This window comes from Candidatus Chlorohelix sp., assembly GCF_037138995.1.
GTDB lineage: Bacteria > Chloroflexota > Chloroflexia > Chloroheliales > Chloroheliaceae > Chlorohelix.
Genome location: NZ_JBAXHI010000018.1, coordinates 57,982 through 80,126 on the forward strand (window position 1 = coordinate 57,982; position 22,145 = coordinate 80,126).

General features: G+C 49.7%; 19 protein-coding genes. 9 read left to right on the forward strand and 10 right to left on the reverse strand.

Annotated features, from left to right (window positions below):
* Positions 1-11: 11 nt before the first annotated feature.
* Both WCK19_RS10185 and WCK19_RS10190 read right to left on the reverse strand, forming a co-directional pair.
* On the reverse strand, positions 12-2,819 hold the full coding sequence (locus WCK19_RS10185) for a DUF2398 family protein (RefSeq protein WP_342397266.1): 2,808 nt from the start codon (positions 2,817-2,819) through the stop codon (positions 12-14).
* Between the two features lie 3 nt (positions 2,820-2,822).
* A complete protein-coding gene (locus WCK19_RS10190) occupies positions 2,823-4,388 on the reverse strand; it encodes a DUF2397 domain-containing protein (RefSeq protein WP_342397267.1) in 1,566 nt (521 codons plus the stop codon).
* Positions 4,389-4,633: 245 nt separating this feature from the next.
* On the opposite strand from WCK19_RS10190, the gene pyk reads away from it, so the two are divergent.
* The gene (gene pyk, locus WCK19_RS10195; protein ID WP_342397268.1) at positions 4,634-6,082 is read left to right on the forward strand and encodes a pyruvate kinase; all 1,449 of its coding nucleotides are present in this window, start codon (positions 4,634-4,636) and stop codon (positions 6,080-6,082) included.
* Positions 6,083-6,105: 23 nt separating this feature from the next.
* Complete coding sequence (locus tag WCK19_RS10200; RefSeq protein WP_342397269.1) at positions 6,106-6,654, forward strand: carboxymuconolactone decarboxylase family protein; 549 nt, start codon at positions 6,106-6,108, stop codon at positions 6,652-6,654.
* 248 nt (positions 6,655-6,902) lie between these two features.
* On the opposite strand, the gene WCK19_RS10205 is transcribed toward WCK19_RS10200, so the two are convergent.
* Both WCK19_RS10205 and WCK19_RS10210 read right to left on the reverse strand, forming a co-directional pair.
* Entirely contained in the window at positions 6,903-9,545 is a 2,643-nt protein-coding gene (locus WCK19_RS10205; protein ID WP_342397270.1) for a cellulase family glycosylhydrolase, read from the reverse strand.
* A gap of 155 nt (positions 9,546-9,700) precedes the next feature.
* Entirely contained in the window at positions 9,701-9,970 is a 270-nt protein-coding gene (locus WCK19_RS10210; protein ID WP_342397271.1) for a hypothetical protein, read from the reverse strand.
* Between the two features lie 201 nt (positions 9,971-10,171).
* Between WCK19_RS10210 and WCK19_RS10215 the strand changes: the two genes are divergently transcribed.
* Complete coding sequence (locus WCK19_RS10215) at positions 10,172-11,971, forward strand: DUF3352 domain-containing protein (RefSeq protein ID WP_342397272.1); 1,800 nt, start codon at positions 10,172-10,174, stop codon at positions 11,969-11,971.
* An 80-nt stretch (positions 11,972-12,051) separates the two neighbouring features.
* Here WCK19_RS10215 and deoC read toward each other — a convergent pair whose 3' ends face one another.
* Positions 12,052-12,792, reverse strand: a complete 741-nt coding sequence (gene deoC, locus WCK19_RS10220) for a deoxyribose-phosphate aldolase (RefSeq protein WP_342397273.1) — start codon at positions 12,790-12,792, stop codon at positions 12,052-12,054.
* Positions 12,793-13,131: 339 nt separating this feature from the next.
* On the opposite strand from deoC, the gene WCK19_RS10225 reads away from it, so the two are divergent.
* Together WCK19_RS10225 and WCK19_RS10230 are read left to right on the forward strand one after the other, a co-directional pair.
* Complete coding sequence (locus tag WCK19_RS10225) at positions 13,132-13,578, forward strand: MaoC family dehydratase N-terminal domain-containing protein (RefSeq protein WP_342397274.1); 447 nt, start codon at positions 13,132-13,134, stop codon at positions 13,576-13,578.
* Positions 13,579-13,590: 12 nt separating this feature from the next.
* Complete coding sequence (locus WCK19_RS10230) at positions 13,591-14,028, forward strand: MaoC/PaaZ C-terminal domain-containing protein (RefSeq protein ID WP_342397275.1); 438 nt, start codon at positions 13,591-13,593, stop codon at positions 14,026-14,028.
* A 17-nt stretch (positions 14,029-14,045) separates the two neighbouring features.
* Here the strand turns inward: WCK19_RS10230 and rimI are convergent, their stop codons facing one another.
* From rimI to WCK19_RS10255, 5 genes are read right to left on the reverse strand one after another with little or no spacing between them, the layout of a single operon-like run.
* Positions 14,046-14,729, reverse strand: coding sequence for a ribosomal protein S18-alanine N-acetyltransferase (rimI, locus tag WCK19_RS10235; RefSeq protein ID WP_342397276.1), 684 nt, complete (start codon positions 14,727-14,729; stop codon positions 14,046-14,048).
* An 11-nt stretch (positions 14,730-14,740) separates the two neighbouring features.
* The gene (tsaB, locus tag WCK19_RS10240; protein WP_342397277.1) at positions 14,741-15,409 is read right to left on the reverse strand and encodes a tRNA (adenosine(37)-N6)-threonylcarbamoyltransferase complex dimerization subunit type 1 TsaB; all 669 of its coding nucleotides are present in this window, start codon (positions 15,407-15,409) and stop codon (positions 14,741-14,743) included.
* The gene (gene tsaE, locus WCK19_RS10245; protein ID WP_342397278.1) at positions 15,406-15,948 is read right to left on the reverse strand and encodes a tRNA (adenosine(37)-N6)-threonylcarbamoyltransferase complex ATPase subunit type 1 TsaE; all 543 of its coding nucleotides are present in this window, start codon (positions 15,946-15,948) and stop codon (positions 15,406-15,408) included. Before tsaE ends, tsaB begins: the two co-directional genes overlap by 4 nt.
* Positions 15,949-15,969: 21 nt before the next feature.
* A complete protein-coding gene (locus WCK19_RS10250; protein ID WP_342397279.1) occupies positions 15,970-16,182 on the reverse strand; it encodes a hypothetical protein in 213 nt (70 codons plus the stop codon).
* Positions 16,183-16,197: 15 nt separating this feature from the next.
* The gene (locus tag WCK19_RS10255) at positions 16,198-17,349 is read right to left on the reverse strand and encodes a glycosyltransferase family 1 protein (protein ID WP_342397280.1); all 1,152 of its coding nucleotides are present in this window, start codon (positions 17,347-17,349) and stop codon (positions 16,198-16,200) included.
* Between the two features lie 119 nt (positions 17,350-17,468).
* Here WCK19_RS10255 and WCK19_RS10260 point away from each other — a divergent pair, with 119 nt between their 5' ends.
* From WCK19_RS10260 to WCK19_RS10275, 4 genes are all read left to right on the forward strand, one after another.
* The gene (locus WCK19_RS10260) at positions 17,469-18,494 is read left to right on the forward strand and encodes a lysylphosphatidylglycerol synthase transmembrane domain-containing protein (protein WP_342397281.1); all 1,026 of its coding nucleotides are present in this window, start codon (positions 17,469-17,471) and stop codon (positions 18,492-18,494) included.
* Positions 18,495-18,931: 437 nt separating this feature from the next.
* Positions 18,932-20,029: a HEAT repeat domain-containing protein gene (locus WCK19_RS10265; RefSeq protein ID WP_342397282.1), complete on the forward strand. Its 1,098-nt coding sequence runs from the start codon at positions 18,932-18,934 to the stop codon at positions 20,027-20,029.
* A 181-nt stretch (positions 20,030-20,210) separates the two neighbouring features.
* Positions 20,211-21,740: a xylulokinase gene (gene xylB, locus WCK19_RS10270; RefSeq protein WP_342397283.1), complete on the forward strand. Its 1,530-nt coding sequence runs from the start codon at positions 20,211-20,213 to the stop codon at positions 21,738-21,740.
* 27 nt (positions 21,741-21,767) lie between these two features.
* Positions 21,768-22,145 (forward strand): SulP family inorganic anion transporter (locus WCK19_RS10275; protein ID WP_342397284.1); only part of this gene is annotated, 378 nt, incomplete at its 3' end.

A 22,145-nucleotide genomic window follows, 5' to 3' on the forward strand; every position in this document is an offset into this window, starting at 1 on the left:
GTGGTTTTAATCTAAATCTCTGCTGAAGAATCAGCCTCTCCCCCCAATTTTCCCTTATCCTGCAACTCTTTTCCTGCAATCCAGAAGAAAGGTACGGCAGTTGCTACCAATGAGCCTTTTTCATGCATCATCTGGTATTCGGCGGAAACTGGAACGCCCGACCCAGTGCCGCTGACCTGCGGACCGGTCATAATCCACTGGAATCCTTGCAATACCAAAAACTCCATAATACGTTGGTTATTTGCCACGCTGGCTTTATCAAAAGCTTCGTCCAGTGCCAACAAACGAGGGCAACCGGGGGAAGCCGCGCTGTCGTAAAGGGCTGCCAAGCGAAAAGCAAATGCGCTCTGGCTGGCAGCCCTGCGCTCTTGGTCTTCCGACAATTTTTGCAAAGCCTCTTCCAGATTCTGGCTGAGATTAAGCGTCCGCTCATCGGCTCTATTGCGGGTATCCATCCGGGCTTCGGGCAATTCTAGGCGACGCTGCCGGAGACGCGCCAACCGCTCTATCAGTTCCTGCACATCGGCGGTTTGAGCAGCCAGTTCCAGTTCATTTAGTTCGGCGGTGGCTCGAATGCTGCGCGATAAGCTCTCGGCGTGAAGTTGCGCTGCCAGTTGTTCACTTTGTAAGATAGCAGAGGCGGCAACTTGTTGTTCGGGAAGCAACACCAGCGCGTCCAACAGCCCCGCTTCTTGTAACATGCGCTCGATTTGCCCTGTTCTTGCGCCTTCCATTTCCGATTTGGAATCCACCAGCGCATATAAAGGCAGAGCAGTAATTCCGGCAGCCTGAAGACGAGCGCGTGCTTGTTGGCGAGCGACAGTGCGTATCGGCAATTTGTCAGGTTCAGCCAATCGTAGCCTGTACAGTTCTTCCAATTCGCTTTTATGCCGTTGCTGCGCCCCACGTTGCTCTAGTAACTTCGCCTGTTGCTGCCGTAAGTGCGCCCCGCTATTTTCCAACTCACGGGCAAACTGACGCGCCAGTTCCCGGTAATCCGCCAAATTATCGCGTAGGGATGCTGAAACCAATTGGGCGAAACGGTATTCAGGCAATTCGGAAACCCATTTCCCGGTTTTATATAATTGGCGTAGGTGTGTCGCCAATTCCTCACGCGCCAGAGTCACCGCCTCCTGAGCAGATTCGCGGCGTTGCCGAGCCAAGTCGTATTCGCCCAACTTTTCTTCTTCGCGTTCACGGGCGATGCGCTCATCAGAGGCACGCGCCTCACGCTGTCGGTGCAGTTCTTCCAATTGCAACAAGCGTTCCACTCGTTCGGTGGTAGTCAATCCGGCTAAACCTTCCAGCCCATTGAGCAAGCGCGGAGGTTGTTCTGCTTCCAGCGATAGGGCGGTTAGTTGGGTCATAGCTTCTTCCAATTGTGCCGTTGCCAGAAGCCACTCTGCTTTTTCCGCCGCTTCTTGCCGCAGTTTACCCAGCGATGCCAAACTTTCCACCTGCAATTTGCGCCAGTTTCCTGCCACACGTTCCTGCCGAACTTGCGCCGCCCTCACCGATTGACGCGCTCCTTCTAGTTGTTCAGTCTGTTGCGCCAAACGATTAGCGGCTTGCTGTGCCGTTTCTCGCGCTGCCGCCAACCGTTCCGCTACTTGCAAACCCTCGCTGGATTCGAGGGCGCTGATTTGACCTAGTACCTGCCCTTCTTCGGCTGTTAGCGCGTCATAGCGGGCTTGCGCCGTTTCACGTTCAGCCTGAGCGGAAGCCAGTTCCCGGCGCAAACTGGTGACACGCCCTTGCGCCGCAATTTCAATATTACGCGCTCTGGCAAAAGCGAGGGCTGCCCTTTGCGCGGCTGCTAACGCCAGTTTTTGCGCGGCTTTATCCAAATGCCCCGCCGCTTCTGCCGCCTCCTGCAAGTTTAGCAAAGTGATGGGACCTAGTGCTGTACCGCTTGCCCTTAGCGCTGCGGCATATTCCCGGCGCAAGTCCAATTGCCACCCGAAAGTTTCTGCTAGTTCGTGACGTAGCGACTCCACTTGTGCCAACAGCGCGGCAAAAGCAGCCGAATCATCATATTTATACAAAGCGGGACCCAGTAGCAAGGTGCGCCATGCTCGTTGCAATGGGGCAAGCTTCTGAGCATCAGCCAGCAAGGCTGGTTTCAGGGTAAGCGGGTCGCCGTCCAACATTTCCCACACCAGTTGCACCCGACTCGGTTCCAACGACAGCAATAGAGAGCGTGTTACATCAGTAAATTCCCACAGCGCATCCGAGTCGCCCGTCTGATTCACCCAATCCTCCGCGCCGCCATCCCACAATTGCAAGCCCCCCAATTCCTGCAAAGCCCGAAGCACTCGCGAAAGGCTGTATCTGTCGGCGAGTCGCTTGAAATCGAGCGGGGCGGCGTGGGGCGCTAACTCTCCGGTGCGGGATTGTTCCTCGATACGTTCAGCCAGTTGCGACATCAGGAATTGTTGCTCATTGCCGCGTCCTGCTACTTGGCGCGTTTCAGCATACCATAGCGTCCAGCAAAAACAGGCGAAATCGCGGGAGTCATCCAATATTTTAAACTGGTAGCCGGGGGTGAGAGCGGCAGGCACTCGCACCAACCGAATTACTGTGGAACTGCGTCGGATACGCCAACCGGTGTGTTGGTCATGCCAGTTTTGCAGAGCGGCGTACTGATTGTTGACCAACCGGAACAAATCAGGCTGCTGCCCTCTGGTAATAACTTCATGCTCCATCAAAGTTACATGCGCCAGGGTAAGGGCTTCAGATTGGGCATTCTGACGCAAGCGGGAAGCGCGGGTTTTAGCTGCTGTCTCTTTGCGATTAGCTGTCCCGTTCTCAAGGCTCATCGGCTATTCCTCTTTCCGCACCAGCCGATAACGCGGCATCAGCAATCCGCCATCGGGGGCGCGTAACAGACCATAGCGAGTCTCACGCGGATTGAGCAACGCTATCAGTGAGCCATCGGGGGCGCGATACTGGAAACGGCTATCCCGCAAACAGCCCCGCACTACCGCCAGCAATGCCGCTCGTTCTGTCGGACTATTCAGCCACACTTCCCCGATTTCCAACGCGCCCTCCTGAAACAGGATTTTAAATTGCGCCAATTCCTCTGCCCGCTCTCGCAACCGCCGCTGGATTAACGCCAATTGAGCTTCGCGGTTGTCGCTTATAGCCAGTTCCACCGTTTTGTCTAGTCGCGCCCGCCCGATAGCGCGTAAAGTAGGGGTAACGCTTGGCTGTTCTTCCCATGCAGAGTGCATACCACTGCTTCCGGTTGGTCCCGCCAGACTCTCGCTGATATGCGCCGGAAGCCCGTGGGCGAATGCTACCAGCTCCAACTGACGCGCCTCTTCCGGGTTGGTTGCGCCTAACATCAGACGCGCCAATCTGTCCAAATCTGTAGCATAGTTCGCGTTAGGGCGAGAAGCCGCCGCCAATTGCTCGGCACGTCGCACCACCTTTTCTACTTCAGCAGCAGCACGCCGGAAAGAATCGGCGTTTGAGCCAATAGCAAACCACCCAGCCAGCGCAGCCACCTGATTTCCTGCTTCTCGCGCTAGTTGCTCTGGGGTATGGCGGTGTTCTAGTTCAAGGGTGGGCGGTTCGAGATTGGCAGCAATCACTTCAATCAAAGTGGTGGCACGTCCGCTGTTATACCATTCACTTAGTCGTTCTCGAAAAGAAACGCTGTAGTAAGCCAATGCCTGCCCGAAATTGGTTACATATTCTACCACCGCCCGCTTATAGCTTTGGTAGGCTTCGAGGCTGGCGCGGGGGCGACGCGCTACGACCGTTAGGTTCGATAGGTATTGGGCTGCTTCCATAGCCATAGCGCTGAATAACTCAAAGGCGCGTCGCCATTCTTCCGCCAGTTCTGCTGGGCGGGTATTACCCTCTTTCAACCAGCCGTCCAGTCGCTCCACGATTTCCCACAGCCGGGTCAGGTCGCCTTGTCGTAGAGAACCTAGCGTACTGGTGGAACGGCGTTGTTGCTCCAGAAAAGTCTCCAGAGCAATCGCCAGAGGCGTAGCCTGATATAACAAGGCGGGAGAGCGGAAACTTTGAATTGAGGTGTGGCGGCTGGCATCATACGTGGTAATCAGATTACCCCATTCTTCCAGCATTTTTAGGTCGTTCTGGCACTTCTCCATTGAGTAGGTGGGGTCGTACTCCTGCCGTACTGCTTCCCATACTTCCAGTGTGGTTAACTGGTACTTATATAAATCTCGATGTCGCGCTAGGAAAACGCGCATAATGGTGCGATACCATCCGACTCGCTCCGCTATTACCAGATAGTTGAAAATGGGGATTTTGTCAGTAAGCCCGAAACTATTGGAGCTTGTAACGGATGGGCGTTCAGCCACTCCAATTTCGTCCTTTAAAGGAACTTCTTGGTTTTCCTGTAATTGCTCCATTGGTTTTTCAGCGTTCTTAAGAGGGTTTTCTTCAAATAATTAGCCTCATTTTAGCAGTTTAGCAAATACAAGGCAAACATTTGTTTAGCCAATCAATCAATGACGAGAACTAGACTGTACGGTTCTCTCTAGAGTTTCACCTCCGCAATCAGCTTGCCTCAAACTTACCTCATTTTGACTCTCTGGGTTTGGTGTATAATTGTGCCATAGTGATTACCGAGAGAAAGATAAATCTAAGGAGCAATATGACACGACGAACAAAAATCGTGGGAACCATTGGACCTGCCTCATGGGACGAATCGGTGCTGCGCCGCCTTATTGAAGAGGGTTTGGATGTGGTAAGGCTGAATTTTTCACATGCTGAACATGCCAAGGCGGCGGAAACTATCGCGCTGGTACGTCGCTTATCAAACGAAACCGGGCGCAATGTGGCTATTTTGCAGGATTTGCAAGGACCTCGCATCCGTACCGGCAAAGTGGTAGAGAAAATCCAACTGGAGCAAGGAAAGGAAATAGTTCTTACTACTCGCCCTGATTATGTGGCAACCTCTCCCGATTTAATCGGGGTTGATTACGCGGGGATACCGTTGGATGTGAAACCGGGCGATTCGCTTTTGATTGAAGATGGGCTTTTCCATCTACAGGTCATCCACACAACTTCGGATGAGGTGCATTGTGTGGTGATTGAGGGTGGTTTGCTGGGTAGCCACAAGGGTATCAATGTGCCGGGCGTTACGCTGGGTGTACCGACGATAACTGACAAAGATAAGAATGACCTGCGTTTCGGGATTGAGCAGGGCGTGGATTATGTGGCGCTGAGCTTTGTGCGTCAGCCCGAAGATGTTATCCAGTTACGCCACTTGATGCAGGAATACGCCGGGACGGATGACTCGTTACAATTGCCGCTGATTATCGCAAAAATCGAAAAGCATGAGGCAATTGCTAACTTCGATGCGATTTTGGAAGCGTCAGACGGTATTATGGTAGCGCGTGGTGATTTAGGGGTGGAATTGCCAACCGAGCAGATACCGGTGCTGCAAAAGCAAATTATTCGCAAGTGCAACAATGTGGGCAAAACCGTAATTACTGCCACCCAGATGCTTGACTCAATGACCCGTAATCCGCGTCCTACTCGTGCTGAAGCTTCGGATGTGGCTAACGCAATTATTGACGGTTCTGATGCTACCATGCTTTCCGGTGAAACTGCCAACGGGCTTTACCCAATCGAAGCGGTGCGGGTGATGAGCCGTATCGCTGAAACTATCGAGCGTGATTGGTTGTTTAGCCCGTTCCATGTTCATACCCATTACGGCTATGCCACCAGTGTTACCGATGCTATCAGCCAATCGGTAGTGGATATTTCGCGCGAGTTGGGTGTTAGCCTGATATTGGCAACTACTGCAAGCGGTTCTACTGCCCGTATGATTGCACGTTGCCGTCCCCCTGTGCCTTTGTTGGTAGCTACCGCCGAAGAGCGCACCTACCGTCGCTTGGCGTTGGTGTGGGGTTCGGAAGCTATCAGGACTGAGCATTATTCCATCACCTCCGAAGTGGTCAATCGCTTGCAGAAAACGTTGGTGGAACGCGCATTGGTCAAACCCGGTGACAAGATAGTGGTAACTGGCGGTATTCCGGTGGGTGTGACGGGACAGACTAATCTGTTGAGGGTGGTAACAATAGCGCAAGACATTTGATTATATGCCGGAAAGGGAAATAAATGAGCCGAATAAAATTAGTCCAAAAAAGTGAAACAAGCGGTGAACTCACCGGCACTTATGAGGTAATTGAAAAAGCGCGTGGCGGTTCTGTCCCTAATATGTTTATGGCGCTTGGCTATAGCAATGGTATGCTCGCTTCGGCTTTTGATGTTGCCGCTTTTATAGGTGCGACTAGCAAAGTGCCGGCAAAGGATAAGCAAATCGCCTATCTCGCCGCCAGCCGCGTTAACGGGTGCGAATATTGCGTGGTGCGTCACACTGCCGCTGCTATGAAAGCGGGTTTAACATCTGCACAAGCGGCAGCTTTTGTGCGAGAGGGGGATATTTCTGGAGATTTGGCTTTCGATGAGCGTGAACAACTAATCGTTGAAATGAGTGAAGAATTGACCCGCACGCCTACGCTTTCCGCCGCTACCTTTGAAAAGTTGCGGGGCTATTTCGGCGATGAGGAGATTGTAGAATTGGTCTTTTCGGTGGCAGCCTCTAATATGTTTAACCGCATCGCCAGCGCGTTGGATATTGAATTAGAGCAAGGTTTCAAGAAGTAACGCGGGCTGCCAGACTTGGTTGTAAGAGAAGCCGGACTCATATCCAGCTTCTCTTTTTTTGTGCCTTTGCAAATAATAAATATTATTGTTTGGAGAGTCCTGCGAAATTTTCATCGCTCAACTCTATTATAAATGGGCTTTTACTTCTAAAAATTAAACAGCCTAATAAGCTAGGAGAACACTCTCGTTAGGTTATTATAAAAGGCTAGGAAGGGGTATTGAGGTGATTGTTTTGGAAAGGTAAAAGACTACTGAATCCAGCCTCGCGCCTTGAGAACTTGCATACCCAACAAGCCCACCTGTATTTCAAAGGGTGTGCCTTTAGCTTCGGGGTGGTATTCTAGCCTACCTCGTTCAAAATACTGGACATTGTAAGTTTTACCGTCAACCGGGTTGATTTCGGTAAATTCCTCGCTGATGGGGTAGCCAAACTGAGTTAGCCCGCCGTATTTTTCCCAGAAAACCTTGAAGCCAGTGGACAGGCTATGCCCGGTTTCTTTAAAGTAGATGCGATCGGCTGAATTGGGGAAAGCTGCACTAGTTTTGAAGGGCGCGTCTGATTCGCGTCTGCCCGCCGAAACTAACCTGCCCAGTAAGCCTAACTGTACTTCGGCGCTGGTGCCGCTGTATTCGGGGTGATACTCAAGACGTGCGCGTTCAAAATATTGTACTGTGAGACCACCTTCCTGAAATTCTTCACTGATAGGCATGCCTAGCAAGGTTGAGCCGTTGCGTTGCTCCCAGAAACGCTTGAAGGCGTTGGAGAGGTTATGTCCTGTTTCTTTGAAATAGAGGCTGTTCGAGCCTCCTAGCGATTCGGTACGTGCAAAAGTAGCGGGTGGCACCGGCAGACTGATGGTATATACTGTTCCGGCGCTGGCGTTGAAGGAGAGCAAACCGGCAGCGGTGCGATCTACTGAAGGGGCTTGCCCATCTTCTACTTGCAAGACCGGGGCGAGTTTTGGATTCCAGCTAGGGAAGAAGGCGCGTAAATCTAGCGTAACACGGGCAGGGGAACTGGCAATTACATGTACTTGCCCCAATCCGTTGCTGGGCCACCAAATCGCCCAAGGTGCGCGTTCTTTCTGGTCAAGTTGCACTCGGCTATTTTTAAAGCTGGCACTATTTCCAAAGAAGCTATTACCGGAAGTCCAGAAGTAATTAATATTGCCGCCGCTGCTATCTTCGAGAGTGTTAAAATCCCCACTGGGCGCACGGTTCGCATCGGTCATACGCAAAATGGCGCGTGCGGCAAAGAAGGTCGGTTTGGGATTATTACTATCGTCGTACAGCCCGAAGTTATTTTCATAGACATTTGCGCCAATACTGAAATTCCGCAGCATCCATTTGTAGCCTCCGGCAAAGCCTTTGCCGTATAGATAAAGCCACAGTGCGGTTTCATGGGCGGCGGTGGTCAAACTGGAGGTCGAACGTCCAGAATAATCCGAGTTACTATAGCCAAATTCTTCTAGGCAGACCGGGCGACCCGGAAACGCTCGTTTGAGTGCATCCATAACCGCAAAGGTGGTTTTCAAGCCATCCGTACCGGAAGGGGCATAGCGGTGAATTGAGACAAAGCTCATACTGTCTCCGGCGGGAAGCCGCGCCCAGAAAGCGTTATTAAATCCAGTAGTTACTGGCTTGTTTTTATCGAATTGGCGAATGGGGTTGAGCAGCGAATCATACCAAGCTTGCAGCGTGCCGTTTGCGGCATCTATAAATACTTTCCATTTGCCTTGTGCTTCAGGTGAACTCATATAATCAAGTGTGGTTGCGCCATTCTTTAATGCCCAATCGGAAGCATCACTCAGATATTCTTCATATAAAACGGAAGCGTTAACCACATAGTAACCTAGCCGCGAATCGAGTACACTCCCAACGGTGTGCCAACCCGCGCTGGTGCGGCGATAGGCATCGGCGGCAGCTTGGTTCATACGTTCGCCGTAAGTCTTGATTAGCAAGTCGGTCTGGAAGGGCGGTTGCACGCTGTCGGGATAAATTGCCCCGGCGATATGCACAAAATTCGGCTCATTTTTCAGGTCGTAGCCGAGCATATAAGGTTGGTTCACGTAGCGTTCGGCTACCAGCGCGTTTACTTTCGACAGTTTACGCAAGTCCATCTCGTCATAGTCGGCGAAGGTTAGCAAAATAAAGAGGTTATTAGAGCGTGCCAATTCAAGCACTTTATCCAGCTTGGAGAAATCACCCTTGAGAATATCGTCCCGCAATTGGGTTTGTACAAAGATACGCACGGTATTGTAGCCGCCCGCTGTTGCTGCCGCAAGGTCTTTCTGGATAAGCGCGGGGTCGAAGCGGTCATTATTCCACATCACCCATGCGCGGTCGGTAGCCCCTTCGTAGTTGACTCCTGCTAGAAAGAATCGCGCCCCGATGCCATCTACCAGTTGCCCGTTTTTGACGCTAATCGGCGCAACTGGTTGGTTATAGACTGGCTTGTCAAAAATTACAGGGTAAGCGGTAGAATCGCTGGTATTGCTGCTACCCGGTACAGTAGGTATAGGGTTAATCGGTACTCCCGCCGCAATAGTGGGTGGCGCACCATAGGTCGGCAACGGGGGTAAGTAGTTTTGTTGCGAGTTTTGCGTGGGCTTGATAATCGGATTCTGGTTAGGATCAGCTTGTGCTTGTACAGGGTTCTGGGTGCGAGCTTGCGGAGTGACAGGCGCAATTTCATAGCGCACCGGTCCGTAGGTTGGCTCAGGCAAGTAAGCGGCTTCTACCGGATAAGGGCGTAGGGTTGGTGCAGAGGAGAAATTCCAGAGTACCAAAATAACCACCAGCGCAACCAGTGAGAAAAACGCCAGCATATATTTATTTTTGGGTTTATTTTTTTGGGGACCCCGGCGAGGATTATTATATCCAGATTTCATCAGGGTTCGTACCTGTGAGCTTAATACGGGAAAATGTAACTCAACATAAGTAATAATTGCAATGTCAGTTTAACATAAAACTATTTCACAGGCAATACCTTTCGCTTTTATTTCGCGCCGCAGCCATCAAATTGGCGGCTTAGAACAGGAAGCATTTAACGTCCAGTTATAATAATGCGGGTAAAGTTAAAGAATACCCAGAGTATTCCGGCTAAAGTGCCGCTCAAAATTGGCAACCCTAGTATCAATAGAGTAGTTCGTGTGCGTGAGGGTTTAGCCTTGATGAGTTGTATCACTCCGAATGTTAGCCACGCAGTACCTACAAAAGGTAGAATGAGGAGCATCAAAAAGATAGCAATAAAAACCACTATCAGGATAGTGAACAGAATAAAGGCAAAAACCTTTACAATTGTATCGGGAATCATCACTTAACATTCCTATAATCTAAGCGGTTTTTCCATTGTAACCTGACTATACCACTCTTACAATTGTACATTGGCTCTTTCGCTAACCAAAAATTAATGTTTTGCAAAATAAAAAGAAAAAAGAAACGATTTGCCTTGCACGAACGTATATCATGATTGTGAGCATTGAAATGAATTGTAATGAAATGGGAGAAATAAGATATGTCTTACCGGAAAGCATCTCGCTTTAGCTTGTTTCTGGTGGCGTTACTAAGCCTCGGTCTGCTGCTGGCAGCTTGCGGCGATAATAACCAAACCAGTCCGGCTCAAAATTCCAATCTTGGCTATACTAGCGCGTTGGCTGCCAACTTCCCCGGTGCTACCTCGCTTTTTGTCAGTCTGAACACCGATCAGAATAGCGCACAATCCCTAAGCGCAAAGAAGATGCTGGATTATATTTCGGCAATTCCTGAGATTCAGGATTCGCTCAAGAGTTTAAATCTGACATCCATCACCACTACAGGGCAAATTGATTTTGCCAAAGATGTACGCCCTTGGCTTGGCAGCGAGGCAGCGATTGGCGTTACCGATATGCAGAAGCTTGGGAAACTAGCCGGCAGTTTTGGTAGTATGACTGGAAAGCCCGGTAACAGCCCGACTGCTACCCCCAATTTGAATATGGCTTCGTTTGATATTCCGTTGATGGTGGCAGTGCAGATAAAAGATAAGGCTAAAGCGGATGCCTTTGTAAACAAATTGCTTGGCTCTGCGCTTGGCGGTAATACTTCTGGCTTTAATATCAAGCCGACTACCGAAACTTATAAGGATTACACCATTTACAATCTGAACCTGTTTGTACTCCAACTTTCGGTGGCGGTCGGTAATGATAAGCTTTTCCTGACGCTTGGCGCTACCGCTGCTAAAAATGCGATAGACCAGAGCGCCGGAACTAGCCTTTCCGCAAATGCTCAGTACAAAGCGGTTGCAGCTAAATTGCTAGCCGCAAATCTCGGCTTTATATACGTAGATACCGCCGGTGCGGCAAGCGCTATGTCGGCAATGCCCAATATGTCCCAGAACATGTCTTCAATGAATAAGGATTACCTGAAGGGTATGGGTATGGCATTCTCCGCTGCCGATGAAGGTTTGAAGGTGGATGTGTACGAGGCTTATGACGAAAGCAAGCTCACCCCTGAGATTAAAGCTTTGTTGAGTAAATCCGCCGTGTCCAACAAAATCCTTGAAGCGTTGCCGGAAAAGACCTTTTTCTTTGCCAGCGGACAGGATGGAAAGAGCGCGTACGACCAGATAAACGGTATGCTGTCGCAAATGCCCGGCGACCAAACTAAACAGATTACCGATGCAATTACCAAATTTGAAACTAACTCCGGCTTGAGTATCCAAAAAGATATTGCGCCGCTGTTTGCGGGTGAATTTGCGGTGTATGCTACGCCTTCTACCAATGTGCAGAAAGTGGGCGTTGGTTTCTTGACAGCAGTGACCGATAAGGTTTCGGCACAGGCTTCGCTGGATAAATTGTCAGCAGCGCTTGAGAAATCGCCCGATGCAGCCGTTAAGTTTGACCAGAAAACTTTTGGGGGCGTAACCTATAAATCCGGCGTTATGACTCCTAAAGATACTACCAAAAACAACGGCAAACCTACTACTCTGGAAATGGGCGTGGTGGGTAATTACGTCTTTATCAGCACCGCCTCTGACCAGACTGAGGCGACTATCACTTCTGCTACAGGTGGCGCGAGCTTTACCAAAGGCGCGAGCTATGCTGAGTTCACCAAAGTAAAAGCCAGCGTGCCGGATAGCAACAAAGGCTATTTCTTCGTGGATGCTCAGCAAGCGTTCGCAGTAGCGGCAAGTGTGCCATCCTCCGATAACGCCAAAAATCAGCAGCAGTTAACTGCTATCGGTAGTAAACTGACCGATCTTAAGAGCGTAGTGGGTGGTAGCAAGTCCGGTACTACCGAGTCCAATAGCACGATTTATATTCACTTTCCAGTGAAATAAAAAAGCGGTTGTCTAACCGCTATCTGAAGATTATGCTAAAGGCGCATCGCAAGGTGCGCCCTTTTGTTAGCCCGAATTTTTTATTCTTCCGAAGGTTCGCCGGGATGCAACAATTCCTGCATGATTTTTACGCTGCTGCTAGTGCCAAGGCGAGTTGCTCCCGCTGCAATGAGTTTCAGCACATCATCAAGATTGCGGATACCACCAGAAGCTTTTACACCCATCTTCGGACCTACCACGTTACGCATCAGGCGGACATCAACTGCTCGCGCCCCGCCTCCCGGTACAAAACCGGTGCTGGTTTTTACAAAATCTGCGCCCGCTTCTTTTGCTAGTTCACAGGCTTTAATTTTCTCGGCTTCTTCTAATAGCGCGGCTTCGATTATGACTTTGCAAATGGAACGTCCGGTATGGCAATGGTGCGCCACGCTGGAAATTTCACGTTTTACCAAATCAAATTCACCTGCCTTGAGCAACCCAATATTGATAACCATGTCCACTTCTTTAGCCCCATGATTAATCGCGGTTTGCGCTTCGGAAACTTTGATGGCTTCCACGTTTGCTCCCAATGGGAAACCCGCCACTGTGCAAACTTTTACATTGGAACCTGCCAATTCCCTTATACATAACTTCACATAGATGGGGTTGACACATACAGCGCCGAATGCGTAGAAACGCGCTTCTTCACATAATCGTTTGATGTCGGCTTCGGTTGCTTGGGGCTTTAGCATCGTATGATCTATCATCGCAACCAGTTTTCCCGGCTCAACATTGAATTTTGGAGTCTCTTCGGTCATTACATCGGTAAGGTTTTCAGACATGGCGTTTTCCTCCAATATGTGCGTAACGCTTTTTAATCAGTATAACACACCCAGATTTCGTAATAAACATTGTATTTCTGTAATATTCCCGTAACATTCCCGTAATATTACTACGCTATAGTATTAGTGGGCGAAAGAAATAAAAATTTCCAACGTTCGAACCAATAGTACAGTGTGTTACACAACACGAACTATTCACCAGACAGATACCCAACTACGTTTCCCAACGGACCGGCAACAACCGGTCCTTTTTTATTTCATACAAGTTTGCAGCCTGACTTCTCTTCTGCTAACATTCGTGCCATCAAAAATATTCCTTTCGGAAAACAAGGAGGAAGAATGGTTAATCGCGAGTTAATCGGTAAGGTTCTCTCTACCTATACCTTTGAGATTGAGAAGGGCAAAATTCGTGAGTTTGTGAGCGCAATTGGTGACCCCAACCCTATTTATCGTAGTGAAGCTGCCGCTCGTGCTGCCGGTTATCCCAATATCCCGATACCACCCACCTTTCCTACGGTGGTTAATATCTGGGGTAATAATGAAGGATTTTCTATCACCGATGCGTTGGGTGTCCCAAGTCCGCGCCTTTTGCATGGTGAGGAAGATTATACCTATCTTGCGCCGGTGTACGCCGGAGATACCATTACCAGCGCTATTACCCTGAAAAGCGTTGAGGAAAAGCAGGGCAATACTGGCAAGCTGGAAATAATCCTTTTCGAGGTGGTGCATACTAACCAGCGTGGCGAAGAAGTTTTACATGGGCATCAGGTGGTAGTAGCGCGTTAGGAGACGAAGGGTATGACAAGGCTTTATTTTGAAGATGTGCAACTAGGCGAGCAACTTCCCCCCCTTACCAAAGCACCCGTGACTCATGTTCAATTGGTGCGCTACGCCGGGGCATCAGGCGATTTTAACCCGCTCCATACCGACCCAGAAGTTGGAAAAGCGGTTGGTACTGGCGGTACTATCGCACATGGGATGCTGATTATGGGCTTTGTCGGTCAGATGATTAGCGATTATCTGGGTGATACCTCGAATTTGTATCGCTTCCGGGTGCGCTTTCAGAACATGACTCGCCCCGGCGATGTAATAACCTGTAGCGGTCATGTGGTCAGGAAATATGAAGAAGCAGGTAAGGGCTATATTGAGGCGCAAGTGCAAGCGGTGGATAGTACGGGAGACCGCAAGGTAGCAGGCAGCTTTACCGCTATTTTGCCGCTACGCACTTCGATTTAGGGCTACGACTCGTTTTTTTACGACGCGGGGGAAGGAGAGTCCACTAGTGGGGCAAATACATCTGGAATGGGCATTACCTCGCCCTGATTTGCCAGCGAATCAAGAAGCTCACGTTTGAGTTGGAAGTAGCGTTGCCGATATTCTGGGGTAGTAATATTATCAGTCCACATTACATAGGCATCTTCATCGTTATCGGTGTAATATTTGCGGCGCATTCCCTTAACATCGAAATAATATTTCCGGTAAAGGTTTTGCGCCACGTTATTGCTGACTCTAACCTCAAGGGTCAGCCAACTTGACCCCAACTGCATGGCAATATCAATCAAGCCTACCAGCATTAGCTCGCCCAACCGATTGCCTCGATATAAAGGGTGAACCCCGATTGTTGTTATATGAGCTTCATCCATCATCATCCAAAGTCCGGCATAACCAATCACCGAGTTAGGCGTGGGGGCGGGTGGTTTATCGGGGCGGGTATTATCCAGAGGCGACATCAGGCGGTCGAGAAAAGGCGGTTCGGTGTTGGCGGGCGCTTCTGACTCGTTTTGAAGTTGGCGCACTACCACGTAACGGGTTGAACTGGTATTTTGCAACTCACGTCGGTACGCGCTGGCGGGCCAAGGCGTGGCAAAACAGATTCGTTCGATTTCCACCACTTCGGGGATGTCTTCAACTCGCATAGACTCGATCAAGAAAGGCATCCTATACTCCTCTACTGCTTGACGGGTTGATGCAAATAAATTGGTTGTAAATCGGCGATGTCTTCACCCATATCACCCTGTTTTAGCCTTAGCCAACTCATTTCCGCCAGATAACCGGCGCGTCGAAGGCTTGCGGCTGCGGGTAGTATCTGGGCATTTTTTCCGGTTAAACTCTCTAATTCTTGCAACTGCACAACGGTTAGTTCGCCGGCGATAAAGGTAGGGGCGTTGATTCTGGTTGCCAGTTCACTCGCCGTCACATTCTCGTAGTCGCCCTGCCTGTTCCATTTGCCATTTTTCACCTTGTAAAACCCGATTCCAAGTCTGCCTCTTCCTGCTTCAATGATAGTGCAGAGGTTGCCGTTCAGATAGCTGTGCTGGTATGCCAGCATATCAAGGCTGCTTACTCCATAAAGCGGCAAGCCTAACGCCAAAGCCATGCCCTTTGCAGTGCTGACCCCTACCCGTAAACCGTTGAATGAACCGGGTCCCAATGCTACCGCTACCCCGGTTATGGTATCGGGTTTCAGGTTTTGGCTATCCAGCAGTTTTTGGGTCATGGGCAGCAATTGGGTGGTTTGGTCTCGATGCGCCCTCCAGTTACATTCTGCTAATAGCCCATCCTCTCGGTACAGCGCTACTCCGGTATATGCGGTTGAAGTGTCGAAAGCGATAATCATGATTTGTATATCCCGAAAGCTTCTTCTTTGAATCTAGCAACGAAAGCGATATAACGTTCCCCTATCGGCTCAAGGCGTATTCCCCGTTTGGTTTCATTCAGGGTAGAAAGTCTCACTGTGAGGGTTTCTTTTGGCAAAATATCCTCAATGCGTTCCGCCCATTCTATAACCGTCAAACCTTCTCCGTACAAGTATTCTTCCACCCCGAAATCGAGCGCATCACGTCCGCTTTCAAGGCGGTAACAATCCATGTGATAAAGCGCAATTCTACCCTGATACTCGTTCACCAGCGTAAATGTAGGTGAATTAACGATACCCTTGATGTCCAGACCTTCGGCTATACCTTTGGTAAGGGTAGTTTTACCCGCGCCTAGTTCTCCCGCCAGCAAAATAATATCGCCGGGTTGTGCCAATTTGCCTAGCGCCACGCCAGTAAAGCGAGTTTGGGAGGCGGAATGGCTTATAAAATCTACCACCGTAGCCGGGTCGAAATTTTTTTTGCGGGAGAATCCGGAGGTGGACGGAGAGGATTGCGTCAAAGTAACTCCTTTTAGCAGTAGCTAAACCTTGCCCTTGCCCTTACACTTGGGGCAAATCCCGTCCAGAATGTGCCAGCCGTTAGGAGCGTCAGGGTCGGGCCATTTCTCATGAACTTCGCCGGTACCATCGCAACGAGTACAGACATTGCGCCCACCCTTATTGCGGCTGTTTACCACCGTAAAAATAATTACTGCGATTACCATCATTACAACGAATATAATTGAGGGATCCATTTATCTCTGTTCCTGTTATTTCGATGCAATCTGCCGATAAACTTCTAGCGTTCGGCTGGCAGTCTCGCGATAATTGAACCGGGCGGCTTGTGCCAATCCCCGGCGACGCAACTCGTTGCTCAATCCGGGTTCACTGAAAATGCGTGCCAGCGCGTGTGCCAGTTCCCTATCATCCGTTGGTGTTATTGTAATACCGGCATCCCCTACTACTTCCGGCAGGCTGCTGGTATTGCTGGTGATTACGGGCGTTCCGCAAGACATTGCCTCCAATGGTGGGAAACCAAACCCTTCATAAAGGCTTGGATACACCATTACATCTGCGCTATTATACCATAAGGGCAAATCAGCATCGCTAATGTAGCCCGGAAAGCGGGTTATTTCCGTAAGTCCCAACTCGCGCACTAGCCGGAAAATCTCCTCGTACATCCAGCCTTTGCCGCCTCCCAATACCAGTTCCACCCCTTTTACTGTATCGGGCTGTTCGCGGCGCAAACGAGCAAAGCCCTGCAACAGCAAGGGTAGATTTTTGCGTGGTTCAAGCGTTCCTACGTATAACACGAAACGGGCGGGCAATTCTTTTTCGCGGCGGAAGGCTTCCAGTTGTGCCGGGTCGGTTATTGGCTTGAATCGTTGGTCGGCAGCCAGCGGGATAGCAGTCACCTTGTGGGGCGGTACTTTCAGCAATTCTATGACTTCTTGCCTGATTGCTTCGGCATCGGTGATGATATGGGCGGCACGTTTCGCCGAAAGCTTGGTGGCAGTGGTTAGGTATAGGCGTTTGGCGGTTTTATAACGCTCTGGGAAGCGAAGGAAGCCCAAATCATGAATGGTCAGGACGGTAGGGCAGGGCGCAGCCAATGGAACGACATTCACGGGGCAGTGCAACAACGCCGGACGGTCTTTTAACAGTATGGGCGGGGCGAGAAATTGCTCCCAGCCGATGCGTATCGGAGGTTTGACGGTTGGCAAATGGCTAATGGCAAGCCGAAAATTGGGAGCATTTGCGAAACCGGGGGGTTGTTGTCCCGGCGCGGTGTAGATAATGAATTCATCCTCCCGATCAAGTGCGGCGAGGCTGTTGATTAAAAGTTCGGTATAACGGCTGACTCCCGCCTGACGGTAGGTAGAATTAGCAGCTACCAGATGCGCGTTAATTGCGAAACGCATTTTAATGATAACCTTTTCTTGACAAGCCTGTAATGCTATGATATTTTCAGCGCACTATAGTATAACTCATGCTCACGGTTGCCTCAAGAAAGTGCGCCGGAAAAGGAATATTAAGCTTAATGAAGTATCTCAAATTTGTAATAGGGTTATTAATCAGTGGCGTTTGTCTTTGGTTGGCGATTAAGGACATCCAGTTTTCCAAAGTAGGTGATGCGCTTAGCACGCTCAATTGGTGGTGGCTTCTGGCAGTTAGTATCCCTACCATGATAGTTATCTACTTTAAAGTGTGGCGCAACCAATTATTGCTAAAGCCCGACCACGTACATAAATACCGTCTTTTTACCGCTTTGATGATTAGTTATCTGTGGAATACCATTTTACCAGCACGTTTGGGCGAAGTAGTACGGGCTTATACCGTTGCCCGCACTGAAAAAATCGGGACAGTCCGGGTATTCTCCGCCATTTTGCTAGAAAAAATTCTGGATATTATCCCTTGCTTTGTACTTATTTTGGGGCTTATTCCTTTCCTTTCGATTGAGGATGGCTTAAAAACCAGCGTATTACTGTTGGGTAGTGCAATGGTGGCGGCGTTTCTAGTCTGTTTGTTAATGGCTTGGCAACGCAATCGCGCTGAGAAGTTTATCAAGTTTGTGCTGAAACTGCTGCCTCAGAAAATCGCTCATAAGCTGTACAGTTTTGCCGAAGAGGTGCTGGATGCTGTTTCAATATTGCTCAATCCCCGCATTGCGGTTGTCTTGTTTATTCAATCAATGGTGCAATGGACTCTCAACTCGTTGATTTATCTGTGGGTAGCGTGGGCGGTTGGTTTGCCGATGTCGTTTGAGGTCGGTATGATGGTTATGATAGCCAGCAATTTGGGTATGGTTGTCCCTGCTGCTCCCGGTTATATCGGCACTTTTGAAGTTGTGATTATGGCGGTGTTACCTGCCTCGATGAATGCTGCTTACGCTAACCGTGACCTCGTATTTACTTACGCCCTTCTCGAACATATCGTGGGCTTCCTACCTGTAGTTTTGCTAGGCGCTTATTATACTTGGCACGAAGGTTTGAAACTTGGCAAAGTGGACAAATCACTGGAACAAGAATCATTAACGGCTTCCGTTGCTGAAGTCAAAACGCCCTAGATTCAGCGCATTCTATCCTGCTATCTTAACAAAGATATATTGTAAACTGCTGACTATTGTAGTGAGGGCATTAAAATCAGCTTAAAATGCCAAAATGGCAAAGGTAACTCCACATTTACTCAAATCTACCGCAACCCTCCGAAACGGCTTCGTTTCTATTAGATAGATACAGCCTAATCATACAGCATTTTTAGGCTTTATATGACACCCCCCTACAAAATCACCTCGCGCCTTTATACAAACCCCTTTGAGAACCGTTTTATATAGGACAATTTCTTTCTTGCAAAAGCCCTGATCCACTTCTCACTTTTAATGACTTAATAATAATATCATTGTATAATTGTTTCCACATTCGCCGCCGGATACGGTAAAATGTTGCTGGAAAGAATGAAGAATAGCGCTGCCGCAAGGATACGGCGCGAGACCGGGGTTAGGAAGTGACTAATATTACCCTTGATCAGGCTTTAAACGAACTCAAATTTGGCGGACCGGAACTACGCAGTCGGGCTGTTCTCGCACTAGGCGAACTTAAAGAAGCTTCTACCGTTCCCTATTTGCTGCAAGCGTTAAATGACTCCGAAGGCGAAGTGCGGGCTGCTGCTGCTCAGGCGTTGGTCGAATACCGCGATATAAGAGCGGTTCCAATCCTTATAAAATTGCTGGAAGATCGTTATTTGCCTGTGCGAGAAGCCGCCGCGATTACTCTTGGATTAATCGGCGACACTACGGCTCTAAAACCGCTGATTAAACTGGCAGAATACGGTTTGCGAAATTCACCAAATAGTGAAGCCCAGCATAAAGCCACCATTCAATCGGTTATTGCGCTCGGTCGCCTCAAAAATGAAAAAGCTCTGGAAATATTAGTAAGAGCGTTACGCAAAGGTTATATCCATGCGCCTAGCGATTGGCAAACCCAAATGAGGCAAGCAGGCGCGTTTGGTTTGGGTTTCCTTGACACATCTGTTGCTGCCAACGCGCTAATAGAAGTTCTACGCGATAGCGAACCCGCTTCGGTTCGTAGTAGCGCCACTACCGCGCTTGGTATGATGCAGCAAGATAAAACGTTCAGGATTCTGCTTGAAAATACAGCTTTCAAGCCCTTTGAAGACAAGATGCAGGCTTTCAGGCGGCAAGAGGGTATTATTATGGCGTTAGGCGAAAGGCGAGACCGCCGCGCTGTACCCTATATTATTCCGCTGATTAACAGTGAGTTCCCAGAAGTGCGGATGGCGTTGGCACGCGCTCTAGTTATGCTTGGCGAAGACCAGCATGCGGAGAGTTTGCTTCAGCTTTTGCGAGACCGTATGCCAGAGGTGCGTGCTGCCGCTGCTAACGCATTGGGCGAGTTGAATATCCAGCAGGCTGCTGAAGCACTCAATGTAGTTTTGCAAGACCCGAACCAGCATGTGGCGGCGGCTGCTGCCAATGCGCTGGATAGTATCAAGCAATTACCGCCGGGTACTACCGCTTCCAACTTGAGTGCGGGCGGGCGGTTTTTACCTTCGGCGAGCGTCAAAGTGCCTGAAAATAATTAAGAGGCAGCTTCTACCAAACTGCTCAATCATTAGCCATTTCCTCCCTCCCTTCGGGGTAGGGAATTAAATAGATAGCTAAAAACTGAAAATTTTACAAATTTGTGCCGGCAAAGGTCTTGTGGATTTTTACCCGGCTGTTTTGTGTTGGTTTTTATTTTCACATCAGTGTAATGAGGCACTTATGAGTTATTTCATGGGAATTGATTTAGGCACTACTAGCGCACGCGCCATCATTGTGGATGGTGAAAATGGGCAAGTAGTAGCGGCAGGTACTAGCGAATACCCTCTTTATACCCCCCAACCGTTATGGGCGGAACAAGACCCGGCGGATTGGTGGTGTGGTACAATCGAGGCGGTTAAGAAGGCTCTTTTCGAGGGCGCGGGAAAACTGGGAAAAGCCCCTGAAATTGTCGCTATCGGCTTGAGCGGACAAATGCACGGTGTGGTTTTACTGGATGAGGAAGGCGAAATACTTGGACCTTCACTTATTTGGTGCGATGGGCGGGCGCAAGCGCAATGCGACTATATAACTGAGGAAGTGGGCGCAGAAAAGCTTATCGAATTGACCGCGAACCCGGCAATAGTAGGCTTCAGTGCGCCAAAACTTATCTGGCTGCGCGAACATTGCCCCGATCAATTCCTAAGAGCAGCGCATTTTCTGTTACCAAAAGATTTTATTCGCTATAAGTTGACCGGAGAATTTGCCAGCGAGGTAAGCGATGCCAGCGGTACGCTTTTATTTGATGTGGCAAATCGCAAATGGTCGGAAGAAATGTGCCACAAGTTGGAAATTGACTCGGACTTGCTACCCGATGTTTATGAATCCACGGTGGTTTCCGGGCAGGTAAGCCCACAAGCGGCAGCGCAAACCGGACTAAGAGCAGGTACGCCCGTAGTGGGTGGCGGCGGAGACCAAGCGGCGGGCGCAGTTGGTAACGGAATAGTCCGAGCAGGGTTAGTGAGCAGCGCTATAGGCTCAAGTGGGGTAGTGTTCGCGCATAGCGCTATCCCGGCGCTTGACCCCGGCGGCAGAGTGCATACCTTTTGTCATGCTGTGCCGGGGTCGTGGCATGTGATGGGTGTAACGCAAGGTGCGGGAATCAGTTTGCGCTGGTTCAGGGATGAAATAGCGGGGAGACACGAAATTGAAACCGCGCTGGTTTCGGGTACAGACATTTATGAAATTCTGACTAGGCAAGCAGCAGAAGCTCCGGCTGGCAGCGAAGGCTTGATTTTCCTGCCTTACTTAATGGGAGAACGTACTCCACATCTCGACCCGCAAGCTCGCGGAGTTTGGTTTGGGCTAACTGCCGCGCATCGCCGCAGCCATCTTGTACGTTCGGTACTGGAAGGGGTTTCATATAGCCTCAAGGATTGTCTCAGCTTGTTAGAAGACATGGGTTTGCCGATTGAGGAAATTCGGGCGAGCGGTGGCGGCGGTAAGAGTCAACTATGGCGACAAATTCAAGCCGATATGTTTGAGCGTGAAGTTGTTACCATCAACGCTACGGAGGGTCCCGCCTATGGCGCTGCGTTACTGGCGGGAGTAGGCACAGGATTCTGGAAAGACGTGGGGAGCGCGTGCGATTCCTGCATTCAAATACGCTCACGCACCGCCCCTATCCACGCCAATTCAGAAGTATATCGTAGGTATTATCCGCTTTATAAAGAGATTTATATCAAGTTAAAACCGCTTTACCGTCAATTGTAAATATAAGGAAGGGGAAATTCTCATTTTATGCAACTTGTAAAGAAACCGGCTATATTTAAATTATGGCAGTCTGAGTTCAGCGGCTATAACGCCACCCATTTTAAGAGTGATATTATGGCGGGTCTTACAGTTGCGGCTGTAGCGCTACCTCTCGCTTTAGCTTTCGGAGTCGCCAGCGGCTCTACCCCCGCTGCCGGGCTGGTCACAGCAATTATTAGCGGGTTTGTTATCGGAGCATTGAGCGGCGCACCCTACCAGATAAGCGGACCTACCGGAGCGATGTCCGCTGTGCTGATACTGGTCGCACAACGCTATGGGCTGCAAGGCTTGTGGATGGCGGGCGGGATGGCGGGCGCAATGATTCTGGTACTAGGAATCCTAAGATTGGGGCGGGTGGTGAATTTT

Bases quoted from the DNA above. Each gene is read 5' to 3' on its own strand.
- WCK19_RS10185 (WP_342397266.1), bottom strand. From the start codon at position 2,819: ATGAGCCTTGAGAACGGGACAGCTAATCGCAAAGAGACAGCAGCTAAA.
- WCK19_RS10190 (WP_342397267.1), bottom strand. From the start codon at position 4,388: ATGGAGCAATTACAGGAAAACCAAGAAGTTCCTTTAAAGGACGAAATT.
- pyk (WP_342397268.1), top strand. From the start codon at position 4,634: ATGACACGACGAACAAAAATCGTGGGAACCATTGGACCTGCCTCATGG.
- WCK19_RS10200 (WP_342397269.1), top strand. From the start codon at position 6,106: ATGAGCCGAATAAAATTAGTCCAAAAAAGTGAAACAAGCGGTGAACTC.
- WCK19_RS10205 (WP_342397270.1), bottom strand. From the start codon at position 9,545: ATGAAATCTGGATATAATAATCCTCGCCGGGGTCCCCAAAAAAATAAA.
- WCK19_RS10210 (WP_342397271.1), bottom strand. From the start codon at position 9,970: ATGATTCCCGATACAATTGTAAAGGTTTTTGCCTTTATTCTGTTCACT.
- WCK19_RS10215 (WP_342397272.1), top strand. From the start codon at position 10,172: ATGTCTTACCGGAAAGCATCTCGCTTTAGCTTGTTTCTGGTGGCGTTA.
- deoC (WP_342397273.1), bottom strand. From the start codon at position 12,792: ATGTCTGAAAACCTTACCGATGTAATGACCGAAGAGACTCCAAAATTC.
- WCK19_RS10225 (WP_342397274.1), top strand. From the start codon at position 13,132: ATGGTTAATCGCGAGTTAATCGGTAAGGTTCTCTCTACCTATACCTTT.
- WCK19_RS10230 (WP_342397275.1), top strand. From the start codon at position 13,591: ATGACAAGGCTTTATTTTGAAGATGTGCAACTAGGCGAGCAACTTCCC.
- rimI (WP_342397276.1), bottom strand. From the start codon at position 14,729: ATGCCTTTCTTGATCGAGTCTATGCGAGTTGAAGACATCCCCGAAGTG.
- tsaB (WP_342397277.1), bottom strand. From the start codon at position 15,409: ATGATTATCGCTTTCGACACTTCAACCGCATATACCGGAGTAGCGCTG.
- WCK19_RS10250 (WP_342397279.1), bottom strand. From the start codon at position 16,182: ATGGATCCCTCAATTATATTCGTTGTAATGATGGTAATCGCAGTAATT.
- WCK19_RS10255 (WP_342397280.1), bottom strand. From the start codon at position 17,349: ATGCGTTTCGCAATTAACGCGCATCTGGTAGCTGCTAATTCTACCTAC.
- WCK19_RS10260 (WP_342397281.1), top strand. From the start codon at position 17,469: ATGAAGTATCTCAAATTTGTAATAGGGTTATTAATCAGTGGCGTTTGT.
- xylB (WP_342397283.1), top strand. From the start codon at position 20,211: ATGAGTTATTTCATGGGAATTGATTTAGGCACTACTAGCGCACGCGCC.